Annotated in this window: 18 protein-coding genes; 4 read left to right on the plus strand and 14 right to left on the minus strand. The window is 67.7% G+C overall.

The window, feature by feature from the left end:
* The first annotated feature begins 33 nt into the window (after window positions 1-33).
* Window positions 34-2265, plus strand: a complete 2232-nt coding sequence (gene katG, locus O9271_RS15875) for a catalase/peroxidase HPI (RefSeq protein WP_298271813.1) — start codon at window positions 34-36, stop codon at window positions 2263-2265.
* Between the two features lie 86 nt (window positions 2266-2351).
* Here katG and O9271_RS15880 read toward each other — a convergent pair whose 3' ends face one another.
* The 5 genes from O9271_RS15880 to O9271_RS15900 all read right to left on the minus strand — a co-directional run bounded on the left by O9271_RS15880 (window position 2352) and on the right by O9271_RS15900 (window position 5973).
* A complete protein-coding gene (locus O9271_RS15880; protein WP_298272201.1) occupies window positions 2352-3188 on the minus strand; it encodes a creatininase family protein in 837 nt (278 codons plus the stop codon).
* Window positions 3188-4027 carry a creatininase family protein gene (locus tag O9271_RS15885; RefSeq protein WP_298271816.1) on the minus strand — a complete coding sequence of 280 codons (840 nt, stop codon included), beginning with the start codon at window positions 4025-4027 and terminating at the stop codon, window positions 3188-3190. The genes O9271_RS15880 and O9271_RS15885 overlap by 1 nt, the downstream gene beginning before the upstream one ends.
* 221 nt (window positions 4028-4248) lie before the next feature.
* On the minus strand, window positions 4249-4950 hold the full coding sequence (gene uppS, locus O9271_RS15890) for a polyprenyl diphosphate synthase (protein ID WP_298271819.1): 702 nt from the start codon (window positions 4948-4950) through the stop codon (window positions 4249-4251).
* The gene (locus O9271_RS15895; protein ID WP_298271822.1) at window positions 4947-5261 is read right to left on the minus strand and encodes a transcriptional regulator; all 315 of its coding nucleotides are present in this window, start codon (window positions 5259-5261) and stop codon (window positions 4947-4949) included. Before O9271_RS15895 ends, uppS begins: the two co-directional genes overlap by 4 nt.
* A gap of 79 nt (window positions 5262-5340) precedes the next feature.
* Window positions 5341-5973 carry a hypothetical protein gene (locus tag O9271_RS15900; protein WP_298271824.1) on the minus strand — a complete coding sequence of 211 codons (633 nt, stop codon included), beginning with the start codon at window positions 5971-5973 and terminating at the stop codon, window positions 5341-5343.
* Between the two features lie 254 nt (window positions 5974-6227).
* Between O9271_RS15900 and O9271_RS15905 the strand changes: the two genes are divergently transcribed.
* Entirely contained in the window at window positions 6228-6365 is a 138-nt protein-coding gene (locus O9271_RS15905; RefSeq protein ID WP_298271826.1) for a hypothetical protein, read from the plus strand.
* 48 nt (window positions 6366-6413) lie between these two features.
* On the opposite strand, the gene O9271_RS15910 is transcribed toward O9271_RS15905, so the two are convergent.
* The gene (locus tag O9271_RS15910; RefSeq protein WP_298271828.1) at window positions 6414-8156 is read right to left on the minus strand and encodes a DEAD/DEAH box helicase; all 1743 of its coding nucleotides are present in this window, start codon (window positions 8154-8156) and stop codon (window positions 6414-6416) included.
* A 60-nt stretch (window positions 8157-8216) separates the two neighbouring features.
* Here O9271_RS15910 and O9271_RS15915 point away from each other — a divergent pair, with 60 nt between their 5' ends.
* The gene (locus tag O9271_RS15915; RefSeq protein ID WP_298271831.1) at window positions 8217-8678 is read left to right on the plus strand and encodes an SET domain-containing protein-lysine N-methyltransferase; all 462 of its coding nucleotides are present in this window, start codon (window positions 8217-8219) and stop codon (window positions 8676-8678) included.
* Between the two features lie 20 nt (window positions 8679-8698).
* Here O9271_RS15915 and O9271_RS15920 read toward each other — a convergent pair whose 3' ends face one another.
* From O9271_RS15920 to O9271_RS15955, 8 genes are all read right to left on the minus strand, one after another.
* Window positions 8699-9211, minus strand: a complete 513-nt coding sequence (locus O9271_RS15920; RefSeq protein ID WP_298271834.1) for a GNAT family N-acetyltransferase — start codon at window positions 9209-9211, stop codon at window positions 8699-8701.
* Between the two features lie 17 nt (window positions 9212-9228).
* Window positions 9229-10257: a molybdopterin-dependent oxidoreductase gene (locus O9271_RS15925; protein WP_298271837.1), complete on the minus strand. Its 1029-nt coding sequence runs from the start codon at window positions 10255-10257 to the stop codon at window positions 9229-9231.
* A gap of 8 nt (window positions 10258-10265) precedes the next feature.
* The gene (locus O9271_RS15930) at window positions 10266-10619 is read right to left on the minus strand and encodes a TfoX/Sxy family protein (RefSeq protein WP_298271839.1); all 354 of its coding nucleotides are present in this window, start codon (window positions 10617-10619) and stop codon (window positions 10266-10268) included.
* Between the two features lie 110 nt (window positions 10620-10729).
* The gene (locus O9271_RS15935; protein ID WP_298271841.1) at window positions 10730-11272 is read right to left on the minus strand and encodes a YaeQ family protein; all 543 of its coding nucleotides are present in this window, start codon (window positions 11270-11272) and stop codon (window positions 10730-10732) included.
* 285 nt (window positions 11273-11557) lie between these two features.
* Entirely contained in the window at window positions 11558-12484 is a 927-nt protein-coding gene (locus O9271_RS15940) for a branched-chain amino acid transaminase (RefSeq protein WP_298271843.1), read from the minus strand.
* A gap of 40 nt (window positions 12485-12524) precedes the next feature.
* Complete coding sequence (locus O9271_RS15945; RefSeq protein ID WP_298271845.1) at window positions 12525-13316, minus strand: SDR family oxidoreductase; 792 nt, start codon at window positions 13314-13316, stop codon at window positions 12525-12527.
* The gene (locus tag O9271_RS15950) at window positions 13316-13723 is read right to left on the minus strand and encodes a cupin domain-containing protein (RefSeq protein WP_298271846.1); all 408 of its coding nucleotides are present in this window, start codon (window positions 13721-13723) and stop codon (window positions 13316-13318) included. The genes O9271_RS15945 and O9271_RS15950 overlap by 1 nt, the downstream gene beginning before the upstream one ends.
* A 283-nt stretch (window positions 13724-14006) precedes the next feature.
* Entirely contained in the window at window positions 14007-14645 is a 639-nt protein-coding gene (locus O9271_RS15955) for an NAD(P)H-binding protein (protein ID WP_298271847.1), read from the minus strand.
* Between the two features lie 123 nt (window positions 14646-14768).
* Here O9271_RS15955 and O9271_RS15960 point away from each other — a divergent pair, with 123 nt between their 5' ends.
* Window positions 14769-16454: a formate--tetrahydrofolate ligase gene (locus O9271_RS15960; RefSeq protein WP_298271850.1), complete on the plus strand. Its 1686-nt coding sequence runs from the start codon at window positions 14769-14771 to the stop codon at window positions 16452-16454.
* The last annotated feature ends 11 nt before the right edge of the window (window positions 16455-16465 follow it).

Genomic DNA, 16465 nt, shown 5'->3' on the forward strand with positions numbered 1-16465 from the left:
CGCATTTCCACCCCTCCGTTCGGAGAGAGCACGATGGAAGGACATTCCGCTGGAAACGGGGGCAAGTGCCCCGTGATGCACGGCGCGACGGCCACCACGGCCACGCCTGCCCCGGTCGGTCGCACCAACCGCGACTGGTGGCCGAACGCCCTCAACGTGGGCATCCTGCGCCAGCACTCGTCGCTCTCCAATCCGCTGCCGGGCTACAAGTACGCCGACGCCCTTAAGGGGCTCGACGTCGAGGCGCTCAAGGCCGATCTCGTGGCGCTGCAAACGGACTCCAAGGACTGGTGGCCGGCCGACTACGGCCACTACGGTCCCTTCTTCGTGCGCATGGCGTGGCACAGCGCGGGCACCTACCGCACGGCCGACGGCCGCGGTGGCGCCGGTAGCGGCACGCAGCGCTTCGCCCCGCTCAACAGCTGGCCCGACAACGGCAATCTCGACAAGGCGCGTCGCCTGCTGTGGCCCATCAAGCAGAAGTACGGCAACACGATCTCGTGGGCCGACCTGTTCATTCTCGCCGCCGACATCGGCATGGAAACGATGGGCTTCAAGCCCTTCGGCTTCAGCTTCGGCCGTGAGGACGTGTGGGAGCCCGAGCAGGACATCTACTGGGGCAGCGAAGGTGAGTGGCTCGCCACCAGCGAGAAGGAACACAGCCGCTACAGTGGCGATCGTGAGCTCGAGAATCCGCTTGCGGCCGTGCAGATGGGGCTCATCTACGTGAACCCGGAAGGCCCGGACGGCGTTGCCGATCCGATGGCCTCGGCGCGCGACATTCGCGAAACGTTCGCGCGCATGGCGATGAACGACGAAGAGACCGTGGCGCTCGTGGCCGGCGGCCACACCTTCGGTAAGATGCACGGCGCGGGCGATACGGCGCTCGTGGGTCCGGAGCCGGAAGGCGCGCCGATCGAAGCGATGGGCTTCGGTTGGCTCAACAGCTTCGGCACCGGCAAGGGCGCGCACACCACTACGTCCGGTCTCGAAGGTGCGTGGACGCCCAACCCCACCAAGTGGGACAACGGCTACTTCGACACGCTCTTCGGCTTCGAGTGGGAGCTCACCAAGAGCCCGGCCGGCGCGCAGATCTGGGAGCCCACCGACAAGGAGGCGTCGCTCGTGGTGCCCGATGCGCACGACGCGACCAAGAAGGTGCGTCCGGCCATGAGCACCGCCGACATCGCGCTACGCACCGACCCCAAGTACCTCGAGATCTCCAAGCGTTTCCACGCGAACCCGCAGGAGTTCCACGACGCGTTCGCGCGCGCCTGGTTCAAGCTCACGCACCGCGACATGGGCCCCAAGACGCGCTACGTGGGTCCGTGGATTCCGCAGGAAGAGCTGCTGTGGCAGGACCCGATCCCGGCGTGCGATCACCCGGTCATCGACGCGGCCGACGTCGCGGCGCTCAAGGGCAAGATCCTCACCAGCGGCCTGCCGATCGCGCAGCTCGTGTACGTGGCGTGGTCGTCGGCCAGCACCTTCCGCGGCAGCGACAAGCGCGGTGGCGCCAACGGCGCGCGCATCCGCCTCGAGCCGGCGAAGCAGTGGGATGTGAACCAGCCCGCGAAGCTTACCCGCGTGCTCGACATCTACGAGACCATCCAGAAGGAATTCAACGCCTCGGCCACCGGCGGCAAGCAGGTGTCGCTCGCCGATCTGATCGTGCTGGGCGGGGCCGCCGCCATCGAGGCCGCGGCGAAAAAGGCGGGCTTCGGCATCACGGTGCCGTTCACGCCCGGCCGTATGGATGCGTCGCAGGAGCAGACCGACGCGCATTCGTACGCCGTGCTCGAGCCGCAGGCCGATGGCTTCCGCAACTACCAGAAGACGGTGTTCCGCAAGCCGGCCGAAGAACTGCTCGTGGACAAGGCGCAGCTGCTGGGGCTAACGGCGCCGGAAATGACGGTGCTGGTGGGTGGCATGCGTGCGCTTGGCGCCAACTACGGCGCCACGAAGCACGGCGTGCTTACCGACCGTCCGGAAACGCTCTCGAATGATTTCTTCGTGAACCTGCTCAGCATGGACACGAAGTGGACGCCCATGGCCGGCAGCACGGAAGTGTTCGAAGGGCGTGACCGCATGACCGGCGATGTGAAGTACACCGCCACGCGCGTGGACCTCATCTTCGGTTCGCACAGCGAGCTGCGTGCCGTGGCCGAGGTGTATGGGCAGCACGACAACCAGGAGAAGTTCGTCCACGACTTCGTGGCCGCCTGGAACAAGGTCATGAACGCCGACCGCTTCGACCTCGCGTAAGGGGCCGGGCACGGGCACAACGCAGCGGGGCACGCCGGATCGGCGTGCCCCGCTGCATATCCGCCTCCTGCGACGTTCGACCGGCGCTACGGCTGCCCGCCGCGAAACTGCTTCACCGCCGCGTTCACCTTGAAGTCGATCGCGATCTTGCCGATCTCCGCACTGGCCTTGGTGGGGTCACCCTGCACACCGGCGTCGGGGCTGCCACCGTTGAGCGCCAGCTTGTCCTTACGAATGCCCTGCGCGAACACGTACAGCAGCTGCGACGTGTCGCTGGTACCGGCGTGCGAGCCCACCACCTGCTCGCTCCAGCCGTACGTCTTGTTGAGGTAGTCGCGAATGAGCAGGCGCCCCTGCTCGTAGTAATCGGTGAGGGCGTGCACCCGCACACCGCTCCCCGCCCATTCGGCATTGAGCGCCTTCGCGATGTTCGTCATGCCGCGCTGATTGGGGCCGCTGTCGCCAATGAGAATGATGTCGGTGAAGCCGTGCTCCTTGAGCGAGCGCACCGCGGCATCGAGCACCTTTTCGTAGGCAGGGTCGGGCAGCGAGATCACGCCGGGCTTGTCACCCCAGTTGGGGCGGTTGTAGTCGCCCTCGGGTACGTACTGCAGCGTAGGGGCGATCAGCGCGTTGCCCAACCGCTGCGCGAGCACGCCCGCCGCGAAGGTCACGATGTAATTGTGCTTCCCCATCACCATGTGCGGGCCGTTCTGCTCGGTGCCGCCGGTGGGGATGATCGCCACCTTCTTGCCACCGGCAATCGCGTCGCGGATTTCCGTCCACGTCATGGATTCCATGTACGGCGCGGCGTACGGATCGGGGCGATCCTGTGCGGGCAGGGGCGTCCCCACGAGCGGCGCAGCGAGTGCCAGTGCCGCCGTCGCGGCCGTGCGCACCGCGCGATGCACGATCGACCTCATCACTTGCTTCCTCCCGCCCGCAGCGTGCGGATCTGATTGAGTGCGTTGTCGATCTTGATCTTGAGCAGTTCGGCGCCGAGTTCGGCGCTCGCCTTGGTGGGATCGCCGTTCACCCCGCTGTCGGGTGCACCGCCGTTGCGCGCGAAGCGCTCCGTGCGCACCAGTTTGGGATTCACGTACAGCAACTCCGACGTGTCGAGCATCCCGGCGTGGCTGCCGATGTCCTCGTCGGTATAGCCCTTGGCGCGCAGCATCACACGCATGTCTTCGCCGGCCTTCGTGTAGTAGTCGCCGATGGCCATCGCACGCGCACTGCCGCCCCACTCGGCGTTCAGCTGATCGGCGGCCTTTTGCATGCCGCGCTGATTGCCGCCGCTGTCACCGATGTAGATGATCTGCGCGAAGCCACCGTTCTTGAGCGAGCGCCCGGCGTGCACGAGCAGCTCCACGAATCGGTCTTCGGGGAGCGTGATGGTGCCGGGCTTGGTCATGTGCCCGCGCGGCGGATCCCAGCTGCCTTCGGGCACATACGTGACGATGGGTGCAACCAGGGCATCGCCGAGCGCGCGGGCGATGCGCTCGGTGGTGTGCGTGAGCACCCACTTGTGCTCACCATCCACCATGTGCGGCCCCTTCTGCTCCTGGCCCGCCGTGCCGATGATGACCGAACGGGTACCGGCCTGGATGCGGTCGCGGATTTCGGTCCAGGTGAGTTCGTCGATGAAGACGGGGGGCGCCGGCTTCATGGAGGCGGCCTGCGCCACGAGGGCATCGGGCGTCGCCACGAATAGCGCAGTGGCGGCCGCCAGCAGCAGCGGAGAGTATCGAACGGGGCGCATTAGGCTCGGGAGGGAGGAGCGTGGCGGCAGCTTCGACGGACGATCGCCGACGAACTTCGCGTGCGGGCGCGCCGTCGGCAACCCAGCGCCATAGCGCGTGTCGCCACGGCCGAACTGACCATGGGAGAACACGAGAAAGGGAGAAGGGGAGGATGTGCTCCCGTTCTCCCTTTCTCCTGTTGTCAGTTCAACCCGGACCCCGACCCAACCCGACCCGCCGCCTACGCGCTGCCTACGGGAACCGGGACCGAGTTGAGGCCGCCAAAGCGCCGGTCGCGCTTCACGAAATCGGCAAAGACCGCATCGAGATCCGACGTGGTGAGGTCGGGGAACAGCGCATCGATGAAGGCGAGCTCCGCGTACGCGCACTCCCACAGCAGAAAGTCGGACAGACGCCGTTCACCACCGGTGCGCAGCAGCAGATCCACATTGGGGAGCAGCGGGTCGGCCGGCCATTCCTGCCCTTCGGCCTGCGCCCGTGCGAATGCTTCCTGGAGCGCCGCCTTGCTGGAGTAGTCGATGGCCACACGCAGGTGCATGCGCGTACACTGGGCAGTGCGTGCCTCGACATCCTCCATCTTGGCCACGAGCGCCGTCGGCAGCCGGTCACGACGCCCAATGATGGAGAGACGAATGCCGTTCGCCCGCAGCTCGGCGAGCTGCCGGTCGAGGTGCGATGCGAACAGGTCCATGAGGAAGCCCACTTCCTCGCGCGGACGCTTCCAGTTGTCGCTCGAGAAGGCGTACAGCGTGAGATGCTGCACGCCGGCGCGGGCGCAGTGCGCCACGATCTCGCGTGCCGTCTGCGCGCCGCGGGCATGCCCCATCCACCGGGGACGCCCGCGTTTGGCAGCCCATCGCCCATTGCCGTCCATGATGACGGCGAGGTGCCCGGGCGCACCGGCATGGGGAGCAAGGCTCACGCGCCCCCCACGCGCCGGATCAGCGCTTCCATGTGAGCGAGGTAGCGCTCCAGCGCCTGGCGCCCTTCGCCGGTGAGTCGATACTCGGTACGCGGCACACGGCCGTCGAAGCTCTTGGTACAGGTCACGTAGCCGGCGTCCTCGAGTTTGCGGGCATGCACCGACACGTTGCCATCGGACGTGTCGAGCAGGGTGCGCAGATCAGTGAAAGTGAGCGAATCATGCACCGCCAGCGCGCTGACGATGGCGAGACGAATGCGCTCGTGAATCAGTCGGTCGAGCGCCATCGGCAAGGCAGGGTCCCCTGTCACGGCCGTCAAGGTAGGCCGTGCCTCGGAAAGACGATCACCAGCCGGTGACGTTTCGGCCCTGAACGCGTTGCCATGTCGTTTACCCACCGTAGTGCCTCGCGATGCGCATACCGAACCCGATCTGCAGCAGGCCGAAGCCCAGGGCCATCATGAGATTGCCATTGGCCATGGGGAGCAGCAGCGCGATGACGCCGAGGACGAGGAACCCCACGCCCATGAGCGGCACCGCCCGAATGGAGTGCGCGCCTGCGGTCGTGACGCCCACGCCGTAGAGCAGCAGCCAGAGCCCCGGCAATACACGCGACGCCAGTCGCAGGTCGAGTCCGGGGAGAAAGGGATTCACCAGCGCGAAGGTGAGCACCGCGCCGGCGAAGATGGCCGGCCAGAAGCCGAGCAGGAACTTCCGGGCGGGGAGGCTGAGCGTGAACGCGCCCTCGCCCGACACACGCCGGCGCATCTTCTGCCACATCGCCCAGCCGCCCCCAGCCGTGGCCAACGGCGCCGTGAGCATCCACACCGCCAGCCACCGCTCCACACTGGGCTGCATGGCCGCCACCGGGGTCGCGGCCAGCGCCGTAAGGCCCATCCCCACCAGTCCCCACCCCGGTACGTCGGTAAATGCCGCCGCCCCCTCCATGGTCCGCCGGATGAAGGACAGCTCCTGAAGGGCGCGGTCGTGCAGCGCGGGAGAGGGATGAACGGGGGGAGCCATTGCGGGAAGTATCGATGGGCAGCAACCATGCGTCAAGTACTTTATCCTACAAAGTCGAACACTCTGAGGTTCCGCGATGGACTCGTGTAATGGAGAACACGTCAGGCGTTCCTGGCGCAGCCAAACGCGCGCAGTGACGTTACCTGCTCGACCTGTCGCCACGCCGGGTCGGCCTCTGGGGCGCGGCAGCCGGTGTCGCCGCAGGCGCCCTGCCCTTCTTCATCGGCGATCCGGCTGGGAGCATCTCTGTCCCCGTGCTCGCAGCGGTCGTGATGACGACGACAGGCAGCCTGAGCACGCTTTCCGCCGTCGGCAGCCTGCTGCTGGCCCAGCGCGCTGAGCGACGCGCGCTGAAGCGACTCGAACAGCAATTGCTGGCCGCCAACTTCTGATGCTCGCCGTGGGGTGACCACCTGCTGGCCACCCCACTTGCGAGCGCCTCAGCGCATGCGATCGCGCCGCACCTGCACGCGCAGCCCCTTGATCTTGGTGTTCTTGAGCGCCGAAATCACCTCGTCGGCCATCGCTTCGGGCACTTCGACGGTGCTGAAGTTGTCGGCGATCTGAATCGACCCGATATGCGCCGAGTCGAGGCCGGCCTCGTTCGCGATGGCGCCCACGAGATCGCCCGGACGCATCTTGAGCTTGCGTCCGGCCCCGATCCAGAGGGTGGCCGCCGTCCACGGGGTGTCGCGCTTGGCCTTCTTTCCCTTGGCGCCGCCCTCCGGGCGACGCTCGCGCGCGTCACCGCGCGATGACGTGTCCCGTTCCCGACCGAACGGACGATCGCCACGCCCCTCGAAGCGCTCCCGCGGCTCGCGCGGCGTGACCGCCGGGATCTCCGCCTCTTCGCCACCGTCACGCGCCGCTACCAGCTTCACCGCGGCCGCGGCGAGATCCATGAGATCAAGCTCGCCCGCCAGCGCCTCCACGATGCCGCGATACGAATCGAGCCCGCCTTCGAGGACCGCCTCCCGCAGCGTGGCCTTCACCAGCTCCTGACGGTGGGCGCGCAGGTCCGCCACCGTGGGCACCTGCGCCACGTCGATCTTCTGGCTGGTCTGCCGTTCGATGTTGCGCAGCAGCCGGTGCTCACGCGGCTCGGCGAGCGTGATGGCCACCCCTTCGCGTCCGGCGCGACCGGTGCGTCCGATGCGATGCACATAGGTCTCGGCATCCGCCGGCACATCGAAGTTCACCACGTGACTCACATGCTTCACGTCCAACCCGCGCGCGGCCACGTCGGTGGCGATGAGCAGGTCCACCTTCTTCGCGCGGAACTTCTGCATGACCCGATCGCGCTGATCCTGCGAGAGCCCACCGTGCAGCGATTCGGCCCGCAACCCGCGCGCGGTGAGGGTTTCGCTCAGTTCGTCCACCTCGGTGCGCGTGCGGCAGAAGACGATGGCACTGGTGGGCTGTTCGATGTCGAGGACCCGCGCGAGCGCGGGCATCTTGTGCGCACGCGACACGATGTAGGCCATCTGCCGCACCCGCGCCGACTCCCCTTCGGCCACCACTTCCCGCTCCACGGTGACCTGCTGCGGGTTGCGCAGATACTTGCGCGTGAGTCCCGCAATGCGCGGCGGCAGGGTGGCGCTGAACAGCGCCGTCTGCTTCTCGGTCGGCGTGGCGTCGAGAATCGCCTCCAGTTCGTCGGCGAAGCCCATATCGAGCATTTCGTCGGCTTCATCGAGCACCACCGCCCGCAGCGTGCCCAGCTTGAGCGTATGGCGCTTGATGTGGTCGAGCGCGCGACCGGGGGTGGCGATGACCACGTCCACCCCGCGCTTGAGGGCGCGGATCTGCAATTCCATGCTGGCACCGCCATACACGGCCAGGGCGTGCAGCCCCAGCGGCTTACCGTAGCGATGCACCGCTTCGGCCACCTGCATGGCCAGTTCGCGTGTGGGGACCAGAATGAGGACCGACGGGCCGCCATCGGTGGCGCGGTGGCCGGCGCCGACGCGCGTGAGCAGCGGCAGCGCGAACGCCGCGGTCTTGCCGGTGCCGGTGGCCGCCTGCGCCAGCACGTCGCGCCCCTCCAGCAGGGGAGGAATGGACGCCCGCTGGACCGGCGTGGGTTCTTCGTAGCCGAGGGCGGAAAGCGCGTCGGCAATACGCGGGTCTACCCCGAGGGTTGCGAAGCCGTTGGTGGCGTCGCCCGCGTTGATGTTCGTCATGGGATTCTCCTGTAATCGTCAAAGGTAGCACATTGGGCCCTCGGGCGGAGAAATTCCGGCATGTCGCCCCCCGAACCGCTCCCGTTCGATGTCCGTCCCAGTCCCATTCAAGGGCTGGGCGCCTTCGCCATCAGGCCCATGCCGGCCGGGACGCGCATCATCGAGTACGCGGGGGAGCGGCTCACGCCCGCGCAGGCGGACGCGCGCTACCCCGACGTGGCCGGCGCGCGGCATCACACGTTTCTGTTCGCCATTGACGACGACGTGGTGGTGGACGCCTCGGTGAATGGCAACGAGGCACGTTTCCTCAACCACTCGTGTGCCCCCAACTGCGACGTCGTCGTGGACGAGAAGCGCCTCTGGATCGAGGCGCTGCACGATATCGAGGTGGGGGAAGAGCTCGTGTACGACTATGCCTTCGTGCTCGAGGAGCGTCACACCCCGGCCGCCAAGCGACGCTATCCCTGTGCGTGCGGCGCCATCACTTGCCGGGGCACCATACTCGCCCGCAAGCGCGGCTGAGCCAACGGCGCACAGCGCGCCTACAACTCCCTCCGCATCACCGCGTCGCGCTGGGGATCGGAGCCGAGCAGGAAGGTCTGCGTGCCGACGGTGACAAAGCCCCACCGGGCGTAGAAGCGCATGGCGCGCGCGTTACGCTCCCAGACACCGAGCCACAGCGCGTCGCCACCGCCTTCGCCACCGGCGAGCAGCACCGCCTGCATGAGCGCGGTGGCGACGCCGCGACCGTGCCAGGCGTGATCCACATAGAATCGTTCAAGCTCCGCCGGATGCGCGGCCGCCACGGCCTCGTGCGCTGTGCCCTGCATGAGGTACGCATACCCCACCAGCACGTCGTCCAGCTCGGCCAGCAGACAAATGCGCCGAGGCTCCGCCAGTTCGCGATGCTGCTTGGCGGGACTGAACGCCGATGCCAGGTACGCCGCCATGTCGGCGGGATCGTTGTCGGCCGCGAACGTGTGGGAGAAGGTGCGCCGCGCGAAGCGACTCAGCGCGTCCGCGTCGTCGATCCCGGCCCGGCGAAGGCGTGGCATCGCCGGATCCGTGTCCATCACGGCCGCACCAGCACCGAAATCGCGCGCACGGCGTTGTTGCCATAACCGAGCCGATTCCACACGATCGCCTCGGGCTGGATGGCCCCGGTGGCGTCGGTGGCGCGACTGCGCAGCATCACGTCGCCCGTGGGGAGCTCGGCCTCCAGGGAGAACGGGGTCCAGGCGTAGGGGGACGCCGGGGCCGCCACCGTGGCACGAGACCAGCGCTCGTTCACGGCCACCTCCACCAGCGTGATGGGCCCCGACCCCGACCAGGCCCAGCCGCGTACGGTGCAGTGGCGCGTCGTGATCTGCTGCGGCAGGGGCGAGACGATCATGCTTTTCACCAACGCGCGTGTCACGGGACGCACGTCGCCGTCCATCTCGTACACGTAGCGCTGCTGCTGGAAGTACCCGGTGTAGGGCGCGCTCAGCAGCTGCACCCCGGCGAGCCACTTCACACTCGCCATGCCGTACCAGTTGGGGACCACGAGTCGCACGGGCGCGCCGTGTTCGGCGGTGAGTGGGTCCCCGTTCATGTGCGTGGCCACCAGCGTGTCGGGGTGCATGGCCACCTCGAGGGGCAGCGCCCGCTCGAAGCGCACCACGCCGGCGGCGTCGTCGCGCGGTCCCGAATCGGCACCGCACGCCAGCACCTCCACCGCTGTGCTGGCCGGCATCGCCTGGGCGAGTACCGTCGCCAGGGACACCCCGCGCCACCGAGTGGTACTGACGGCCCCGTACTGCCACGGTTCGCCGGCAGGCACCGGGTCCATCCCCAGCCGCCAATTCCCGGCGCATTCCATGGTCATCAGCACCTCATGCTGCGGCATGGCGGCCAGCGCGTCGAGCGAGACCCGGGTGACCTGCGCCACGTCGCCCGAGACGAGAATGGACCAGTCGGCGTGCGCGGTGGGCGTCTCGAAGTTGCTGCGCACGTACACACTTGGCGCCGGGGTGATCGCCTGCTGCAGCAGGGGCAGGGGGGTTTCGGCGCACAGTGGGTGGGCCCGCACCACGTCGAGCACCGAGGCGCGATCAGGCACGTCGAGCACTACGCCGACCGCTTGGCCTTTCGCTGCTTCGACTTGCGCCCCACGGACACCGCCACCGCCGCCCACTCGCGCAGCGCGTCCGTATCCTCGATCACATCCACCGGCACCTCGTAGTACTGCATCACCTCGCCACCCTCGCCGAAGGGACGAAAGGCGCGCATACCGCGCGCCTCGAACTCGCCGCGGGTGTGCTCATCCACCTTGAAGTACAGCACATCGTTGCCAATGAGCGCAAAGAAGGTGGTCCCGGCGTAGAGGCCCACCCCGCCGAACATGTCACGGGCCCGCACGTCCGGCAGGGCGCGCTGCAGCCGTTCGAGGACGAAGGCGCGGTAGGTGGCGGTGACCGACATCCCTCAACCTCAGGCCGCAGCGGCCATCCGTCAATCCGGGCGCTTCGGACCCAGGCGTCCGACCGCGATCACGACCCCGGCAGGGGCCCGCCGCCTGGTGCCCCCGTGGCTCACACGCTCAGCGGTACTCGCTCCGTCGTGCCCGTCAGCGTGGTGTTCCCCACGTTCACGAAAAGCGTCCCATCGGTGACCGACAGGTCGAGCGACAGGCGGCGATCGAGCCGGTCGACGAGGGCATCGACCAGAGCGCGATCAAGCACATGGCAGACAATCTGCTCGACCTTGTGAATGCGCGTTCCCTGAAGCTGCCGGCGCCACACGGTGGGATCCTTGTGTGTGTAGACGGCCACGTGCGGCGCCGCCTTGCTGGCCTTGTGCAGCCGTGCCGCGTCGGGAAGCCCGATCTCGATCCAGTGGGTGATCGTACCCGTCAGGTCGCGTACGCTCACGGTGGGATCATCGGGATCGGACACCCCCTTGGAGAAGGCGATCCCTTCGCGATACTCGAGGCAGTACGCGAGGAGGCGCGCGACGAAATACTCCGGCGCCTCCGACGGATGCATGGCCATGCGGAACTCGAGCGACTCGTACACGCCGCGGTCCACGTGGGCGAGCTGCACCTGCAGCGCGTACATGGTGGAGGTCAGTGCCATCGTCGTAAGGAGGCCGTTGGGCGAAGGGGGAGAGGATTCGGAGACCGGATGATCGGAGTGGTCGGATGCCCGGACGTGGGATGAATGCCCGAAATCGGAGCCGGGAAACCGCGTTCGGAGGTCCGAGGCCGGACGCACCGCGCGCGCGCATCAACAGGCCGCACACACCTCCGACCGCCGATTTCCGAACGCCGTTTCCCGCCTCGGACCTCCGGCATTCACCCGACCTCCGGGCATCCGACCAATTCGACCGATCGGAACACTCCGTTCAGTCCGACCGTCCCCTCACCGGCAGTGCGTCAGCCAGCCGTGCCGGTCTTCGATCTGACCCTTGACGATGCCCAGATACTCCTGCTGCAGCCGCTTGGTGATGGGCCCCACCTTGCCGGCACCGATCGTGATCTTGTCGATGCTGCGCACGGGGGTGAGCTCGGCAGCCGTGCCGGTAAAGAACACCTCGTCGGCCATGTACAGCATTTCGCGGGGAATGTGCAGCTCACGCACCGGGATGCCCGCGTCCTGCGCCAGCTGCATGATGGTGGCGCGGGTAATGCCGCCCAGGATGCTGCCGTCGAGCGGCGTGGTGATGAGCGTGCCCTTGGACACGACGAACACATTCTGCCCCGACCCTTCGCTGACCACCCCACTCGGGGAGAGCGCGATGCCCTCGGCGTACCCGTTGGCGAGCGCCTCCATCTTGATGAGCTGCCCGCTGAGGTAGTTGCCGGCGATCTTGGCCATGGCCGGAATGGTGTTGGGCTGCACGCGATGCCAGCTCGAGATGCAGGCATCCACCCCGGCATCGAGCGCCTCGTCGCCCAGATAGGCTCCCCACGGCCAGCAGGGGAGGTAGGTCTCCACCGGCGCGCCAATGGGCACCATCCCGGCCGTGCCGTAGCCGCGCACGACCATGGGGCGCAGGTAACAGGCGTCGAGCCCGTTGCGCACCACGAGTTCGCGCGAGGCCTCCACCAGCTGCTCCATCGTGTACGGCACTTCCATGCGGTAGATCTTGCACGAATGAAAGAGCCGCTCGAGATGCTCGCGCAGCCGGAAGATCGCCGGACCGCGGGGCGTGCTGTAGGCACGAATGCCCTCGAAGGCGGACGATCCGAACTGCACGGAGTGACTGAGCACGTGAATCGTGGCGTCGGCCCACGGAATGAAATGGCCATCGCGCCAGATCCACTGCGTCTCGGTGATGCGGCTCATGTGTGGTGGTGCTGAGGGAGCGGAGGTGACGGAGCGGTGATCAGACGAGCGACTTGACGGCACCACCGTCCACCAGGACGGCCTGCCCCGTCATGAAACCGGACCGCGCAGAACAGAGGAAAGCTATCACCGACGCCAGCTCCTCGGGGCGCCCCACCCGCCCCAGCGGTGACTCGCTCGCCCAGCCGGCGAAGATCGCCTCCTGCGACTGCCCGGTGCGGCGCGAGGTAGCCAGCGCCAGATCGTCGAGGCGCTCCGTGGCCGTGAACCCCGGCAACACCGTATTCACCGTCACACCGTCCTTGCCCACGTCATCGGCCAGCGTGCGCAGGAAGCCGGTCACCGCCGCGCGCAGGGCATTGCTCAACACGAGGGACCCCTGCGGGCGCCGGACGGCCAACGACGTGATCGCGATGACGCGCCCCCACTTCTTCTGCTGCATGGCCGGCACGAAGGCGCGCGTGAGCTCCACCACGCTGCGCAGCAGCAGGTCGCTGGCTGCGCTCCAGGCCGACCAGTCGTGCGACAGCGGCGCACCCGTTGGTGGGCCACCTGTGTTGCAGACGAGAATGTCCACCCCCGTGGGATACGCGGCGCGCGTGCGCTGCACCACATGCTCGATGCCGGCCATGGTGGACAGGTCGGCCTCGAGCGCAATGACGGTCACCCCGAGGGCGCTCAACCGAGTGCGTGCCTCGCGAATGGCGGCGCCGTCACGGGAACAGATGACGAGGTCCACGCCCTCTCGCGCCAGCTCCTCGGCCGTGGCGTAGGCAATGCCACGACTGGCGCCGCACACGAGCGCCACCTTTCCCTGGATACCGAGATCCATCAGCCCTGCCCGCCGTTGCTCATGGGCACGCCCGTGCGCAGGTAACCGTCGCTCTTGTCGATCCAGTCCTGCCGCGGCGGGTTGAAGATGTCCACGTCGAGGGTGTCCTCGAGCGCCTCGGCGCGATGCCGCACCATGCTGGGAATCACCAGCACTTCACCCGCACGCACATCCGTGAACGTCGCACCCGGGTTGTCGGCGTGCTCACCGATCCAGAAGCGCAGGGCCCCGCTCAGAATGTAGGTGATCTGCTCGTTCACGTGATCGTGCGCGGGTACAATGGCGCCCTGCTTGAGATACACGTGGGCCAGCATCTGCCGGTCCGTGTAGATCAGGCGCCGGCCGATCAGCGGCGTGAGCTCCTCGACGGCCAGGTCGTCCCAGGAGAGCTTGCGAACGTCGGTCATGTGCAGGGATGAAGGCAGGGTGGGCAGGTGGGGCGCGCCGCCCGAGGGGCGGGGCGGACGAACAACAGCGGGGGATACCGAAGGGGGGCGAGGGGGCGCGGCCACCCGCAGGAGCGGCGCCGGCGGGCCAAAGCTGGCGGCGGCGGCGAGTGCCGCCTGTTTGCGTGCTGCCGCCTTCTTGTTCTCTTTGCGGAGGTCCCAGAACATCCAACCGCAGAAGAGCATCCCGGCGCCGAATGTCAGCAGCGTATCGTACGGCAGCATCAGGAAGCGGCCCCGACCCTCAGCGCTCGGCCACGTAGACCGCCTGCTGCGTGAATCGCGGCTGCTCGATTTCCTGAAGGAGCACCCGCGCCAGCGTGGCGCGCGACACCTGGCTGCCGGCGCCCATGGACAGGGTGCTGTCGACCTGCACCTTGTCGGTCGCCGACGTGTCGGTCAGCGTGCCTGGCTTCACGACCGTCCATCCGTCGAGTCGGCTGGCGCGTATCAGTCGCTCCTGTTCGTCCCGGTCTTCCATCATGCCGTCGTGCGCCGACCGACGGGCGAACAGGTTCTTGAGCTTCATGGTGAGCCCCATGTTGCCGGCGCTCTCCCCCACCATCGCCCCGGTCACCACCAGCAGGCGTGACTGCTCGAGTGTCTTCATGGTGCTCACCACCAGCTTCGTGGCGGCGGCAAGGTACGGCACGCGGGCGTCATGCTTGTGCCCCAGCAGCACCACCGCCACATCGGCGCCGCGCAACACTTCGCGCACGGCGGTGGGGTCGGCCAGCGATCCGACGATGACCGTGGCATTTTCCGGCACCTGTTCGGCCGGCTTCGCCCGGTAGTGCAGGCGCAGGGCATGCCCGGCCGCCGCCGCGACGCCAATGAACTGGTGCCCAAGCCGACTCGAGGCTCCGTACACCCCAATGATCATCGCGACGCCTCGGTGTGACAGGCAGGCGGTCGGGCGCAGGGCGCTCGGCGAGTCCCGGCGTTCTGTGCTAGTATGGAAAAAAGCGCCATCCCACAACATGCACCCGCAACCCGCCGGACCGCCATGACAGTGCAACCTGCCGCCGTCCCCACCGACATCGAGATCGCCCAGCAGGCGGTCATACGCCCGATTCGCGACGTGGCCGCCGATCTGGGGCTGGAGGAGGACGACATTGACCTGTACGGAAAGTACAAGGCCAAGCTGCCGCTCTCCCTGGCGGCCGCCCCGGCCAAGGGACGACTGGTGCTCGTCACTGCCATCAACCCCACGCCGGCGGGCGAGGGCAAGAGCACCGTGAGCGTGGGGCTCTCCCAGGCGTTCCGGCGCCTCGGGCACAACGCCATCCTCTGCATGCGCGAGCCGAGCCTCGGCCCGGTATTCGGCGTCAAGGGGGGCGCAGCGGGGGGCGGGTATTCGCAGGTGCTGCCCATGGACGACATCAATCTGCACTTCACCGGCGACTTCCACGCCATCGCCAGTGCCCATGCGCTGTTGTCGGCGATGATCGACAATCACCTCTACCACGGCAACGCGTTGGGGATCAACCCCAAGGGCATCACGTGGCCGCGCACGATCGACATGAACGACCGCGCCCTGCGCACCGCCATCATTGGCGTGGGCACCGGCAACGGGACCATGCGCGAGGAGCGGTGGGTGATCATTCCCGCCAGCGAAATCATGGCCATTGTGGCACTGGCCGCCGACGCGGACGACCTCGAGCAGCGGCTCGGCAACATCATCGTCGGCACCACGTTGGGCAAGGACAAGAAGCCGGTGTACGCGCGGGATCTCGGCGCCACCGGCGCCATGACGCTGCTGCTCAAGGATGCGCTGCGCCCCAATCTCGTGCAGACGCTCGAAGGGGGGCCCGCCATCCTGCACGCGGGCCCGTTCGGCAACATTGCGCACGGCTGCAACTCGCTCGTGGCCACACGGGCGGGGCTGGCGCTCGGCGACATCGTGGTCACCGAGGCAGGGTTCGGCAGCGATCTGGGCGCCGAGAAGTTCTTCGACATCAAGTGCCGGGCCGGGGGACTCACCCCCGAAGCCGCAGTGCTCGTGGCCACGGTGCGCTCACTCAAGATGCAGGGTGGTGTCCCCAAGCCCGAACTCGATCGCGAGAATGTGGGCGCCCTCGAGCGTGGGCTGCCCCATGTGGCGCACCATGTGCGCAATGTGCAGCAGTTCGGCGTGCCGGTGGTGGTGGCCATCAACCGGCGCACCAGCGACAGTGCGGCGGAGCTCGAGCTGGTGCGCACTTTCGTGGAGCAGCTCGGGGTGCCGGTGGCGCTTTGCAATGTGTGGGCCGAGGGCGGGGCGGGCGGCGAAGCGCTCGCGCGCGAAGTGCTCACGCTGCTGGAAAGCCGACGCGCGGCGTTCCGTCCGCTGTACGACACCAGCCGCCCCATTCGCGAGAAGATCCGCACGGTGGCCCAACAGGTCTACGGCGCCGACGGGGTGGACTTTTCCAGTGCCGCGGAAAAGAGCATCGACTGGCTCGAGGCCAATGGACTGGGCCACACGCCGGTGTGCATGGCGAAAACGCAGTACTCACTCACCGATGACGCCTCGCGCCTGAACGTGCCCACCGGGTTCCGCATCACGGTGAACGAAGTGTACGGCAGCGCCGGCGCCGGATTCGTGGTGGCCAAGTGCGGCGACATCATGACCATGCCCGGCCTGGCCAAGAAGCCCGCGGCCGAAGGCATGCGCCTGCGCCCCGACGGGACGATCGAGGGGCTCAGCTGAGCGACGCCGCC

The sequence above is a fragment of the Gemmatimonas sp. genome, from assembly GCF_027531815.1.
Lineage (GTDB): Bacteria > Gemmatimonadota > Gemmatimonadetes > Gemmatimonadales > Gemmatimonadaceae > Gemmatimonas.

Excerpts from the sequence above, each read along its gene's own strand:
- katG (WP_298271813.1), top strand. The coding sequence starts at position 34 with ATGGAAGGACATTCCGCTGGAAACGGGGGCAAGTGCCCCGTGATGCAC.
- O9271_RS15880 (WP_298272201.1), bottom strand. The coding sequence starts at position 3,188 with ATGAGGTCGATCGTGCATCGCGCGGTGCGCACGGCCGCGACGGCGGCA.
- O9271_RS15885 (WP_298271816.1), bottom strand. The coding sequence starts at position 4,027 with ATGCGCCCCGTTCGATACTCTCCGCTGCTGCTGGCGGCCGCCACTGCG.
- O9271_RS15900 (WP_298271824.1), bottom strand. The coding sequence starts at position 5,973 with ATGGCTCCCCCCGTTCATCCCTCTCCCGCGCTGCACGACCGCGCCCTT.
- O9271_RS15910 (WP_298271828.1), bottom strand. The coding sequence starts at position 8,156 with ATGACGAACATCAACGCGGGCGACGCCACCAACGGCTTCGCAACCCTC.
- O9271_RS15915 (WP_298271831.1), top strand. The coding sequence starts at position 8,217 with ATGTCGCCCCCCGAACCGCTCCCGTTCGATGTCCGTCCCAGTCCCATT.
- O9271_RS15920 (WP_298271834.1), bottom strand. The coding sequence starts at position 9,211 with ATGCCACGCCTTCGCCGGGCCGGGATCGACGACGCGGACGCGCTGAGT.
- O9271_RS15930 (WP_298271839.1), bottom strand. The coding sequence starts at position 10,619 with ATGTCGGTCACCGCCACCTACCGCGCCTTCGTCCTCGAACGGCTGCAG.
- O9271_RS15935 (WP_298271841.1), bottom strand. The coding sequence starts at position 11,272 with ATGGCACTGACCTCCACCATGTACGCGCTGCAGGTGCAGCTCGCCCAC.
- O9271_RS15940 (WP_298271843.1), bottom strand. The coding sequence starts at position 12,484 with ATGAGCCGCATCACCGAGACGCAGTGGATCTGGCGCGATGGCCATTTC.
- O9271_RS15945 (WP_298271845.1), bottom strand. The coding sequence starts at position 13,316 with ATGGATCTCGGTATCCAGGGAAAGGTGGCGCTCGTGTGCGGCGCCAGT.
- O9271_RS15950 (WP_298271846.1), bottom strand. The coding sequence starts at position 13,723 with ATGACCGACGTTCGCAAGCTCTCCTGGGACGACCTGGCCGTCGAGGAG.
- O9271_RS15955 (WP_298271847.1), bottom strand. The coding sequence starts at position 14,645 with ATGATCATTGGGGTGTACGGAGCCTCGAGTCGGCTTGGGCACCAGTTC.
- O9271_RS15960 (WP_298271850.1), top strand. The coding sequence starts at position 14,769 with ATGACAGTGCAACCTGCCGCCGTCCCCACCGACATCGAGATCGCCCAG.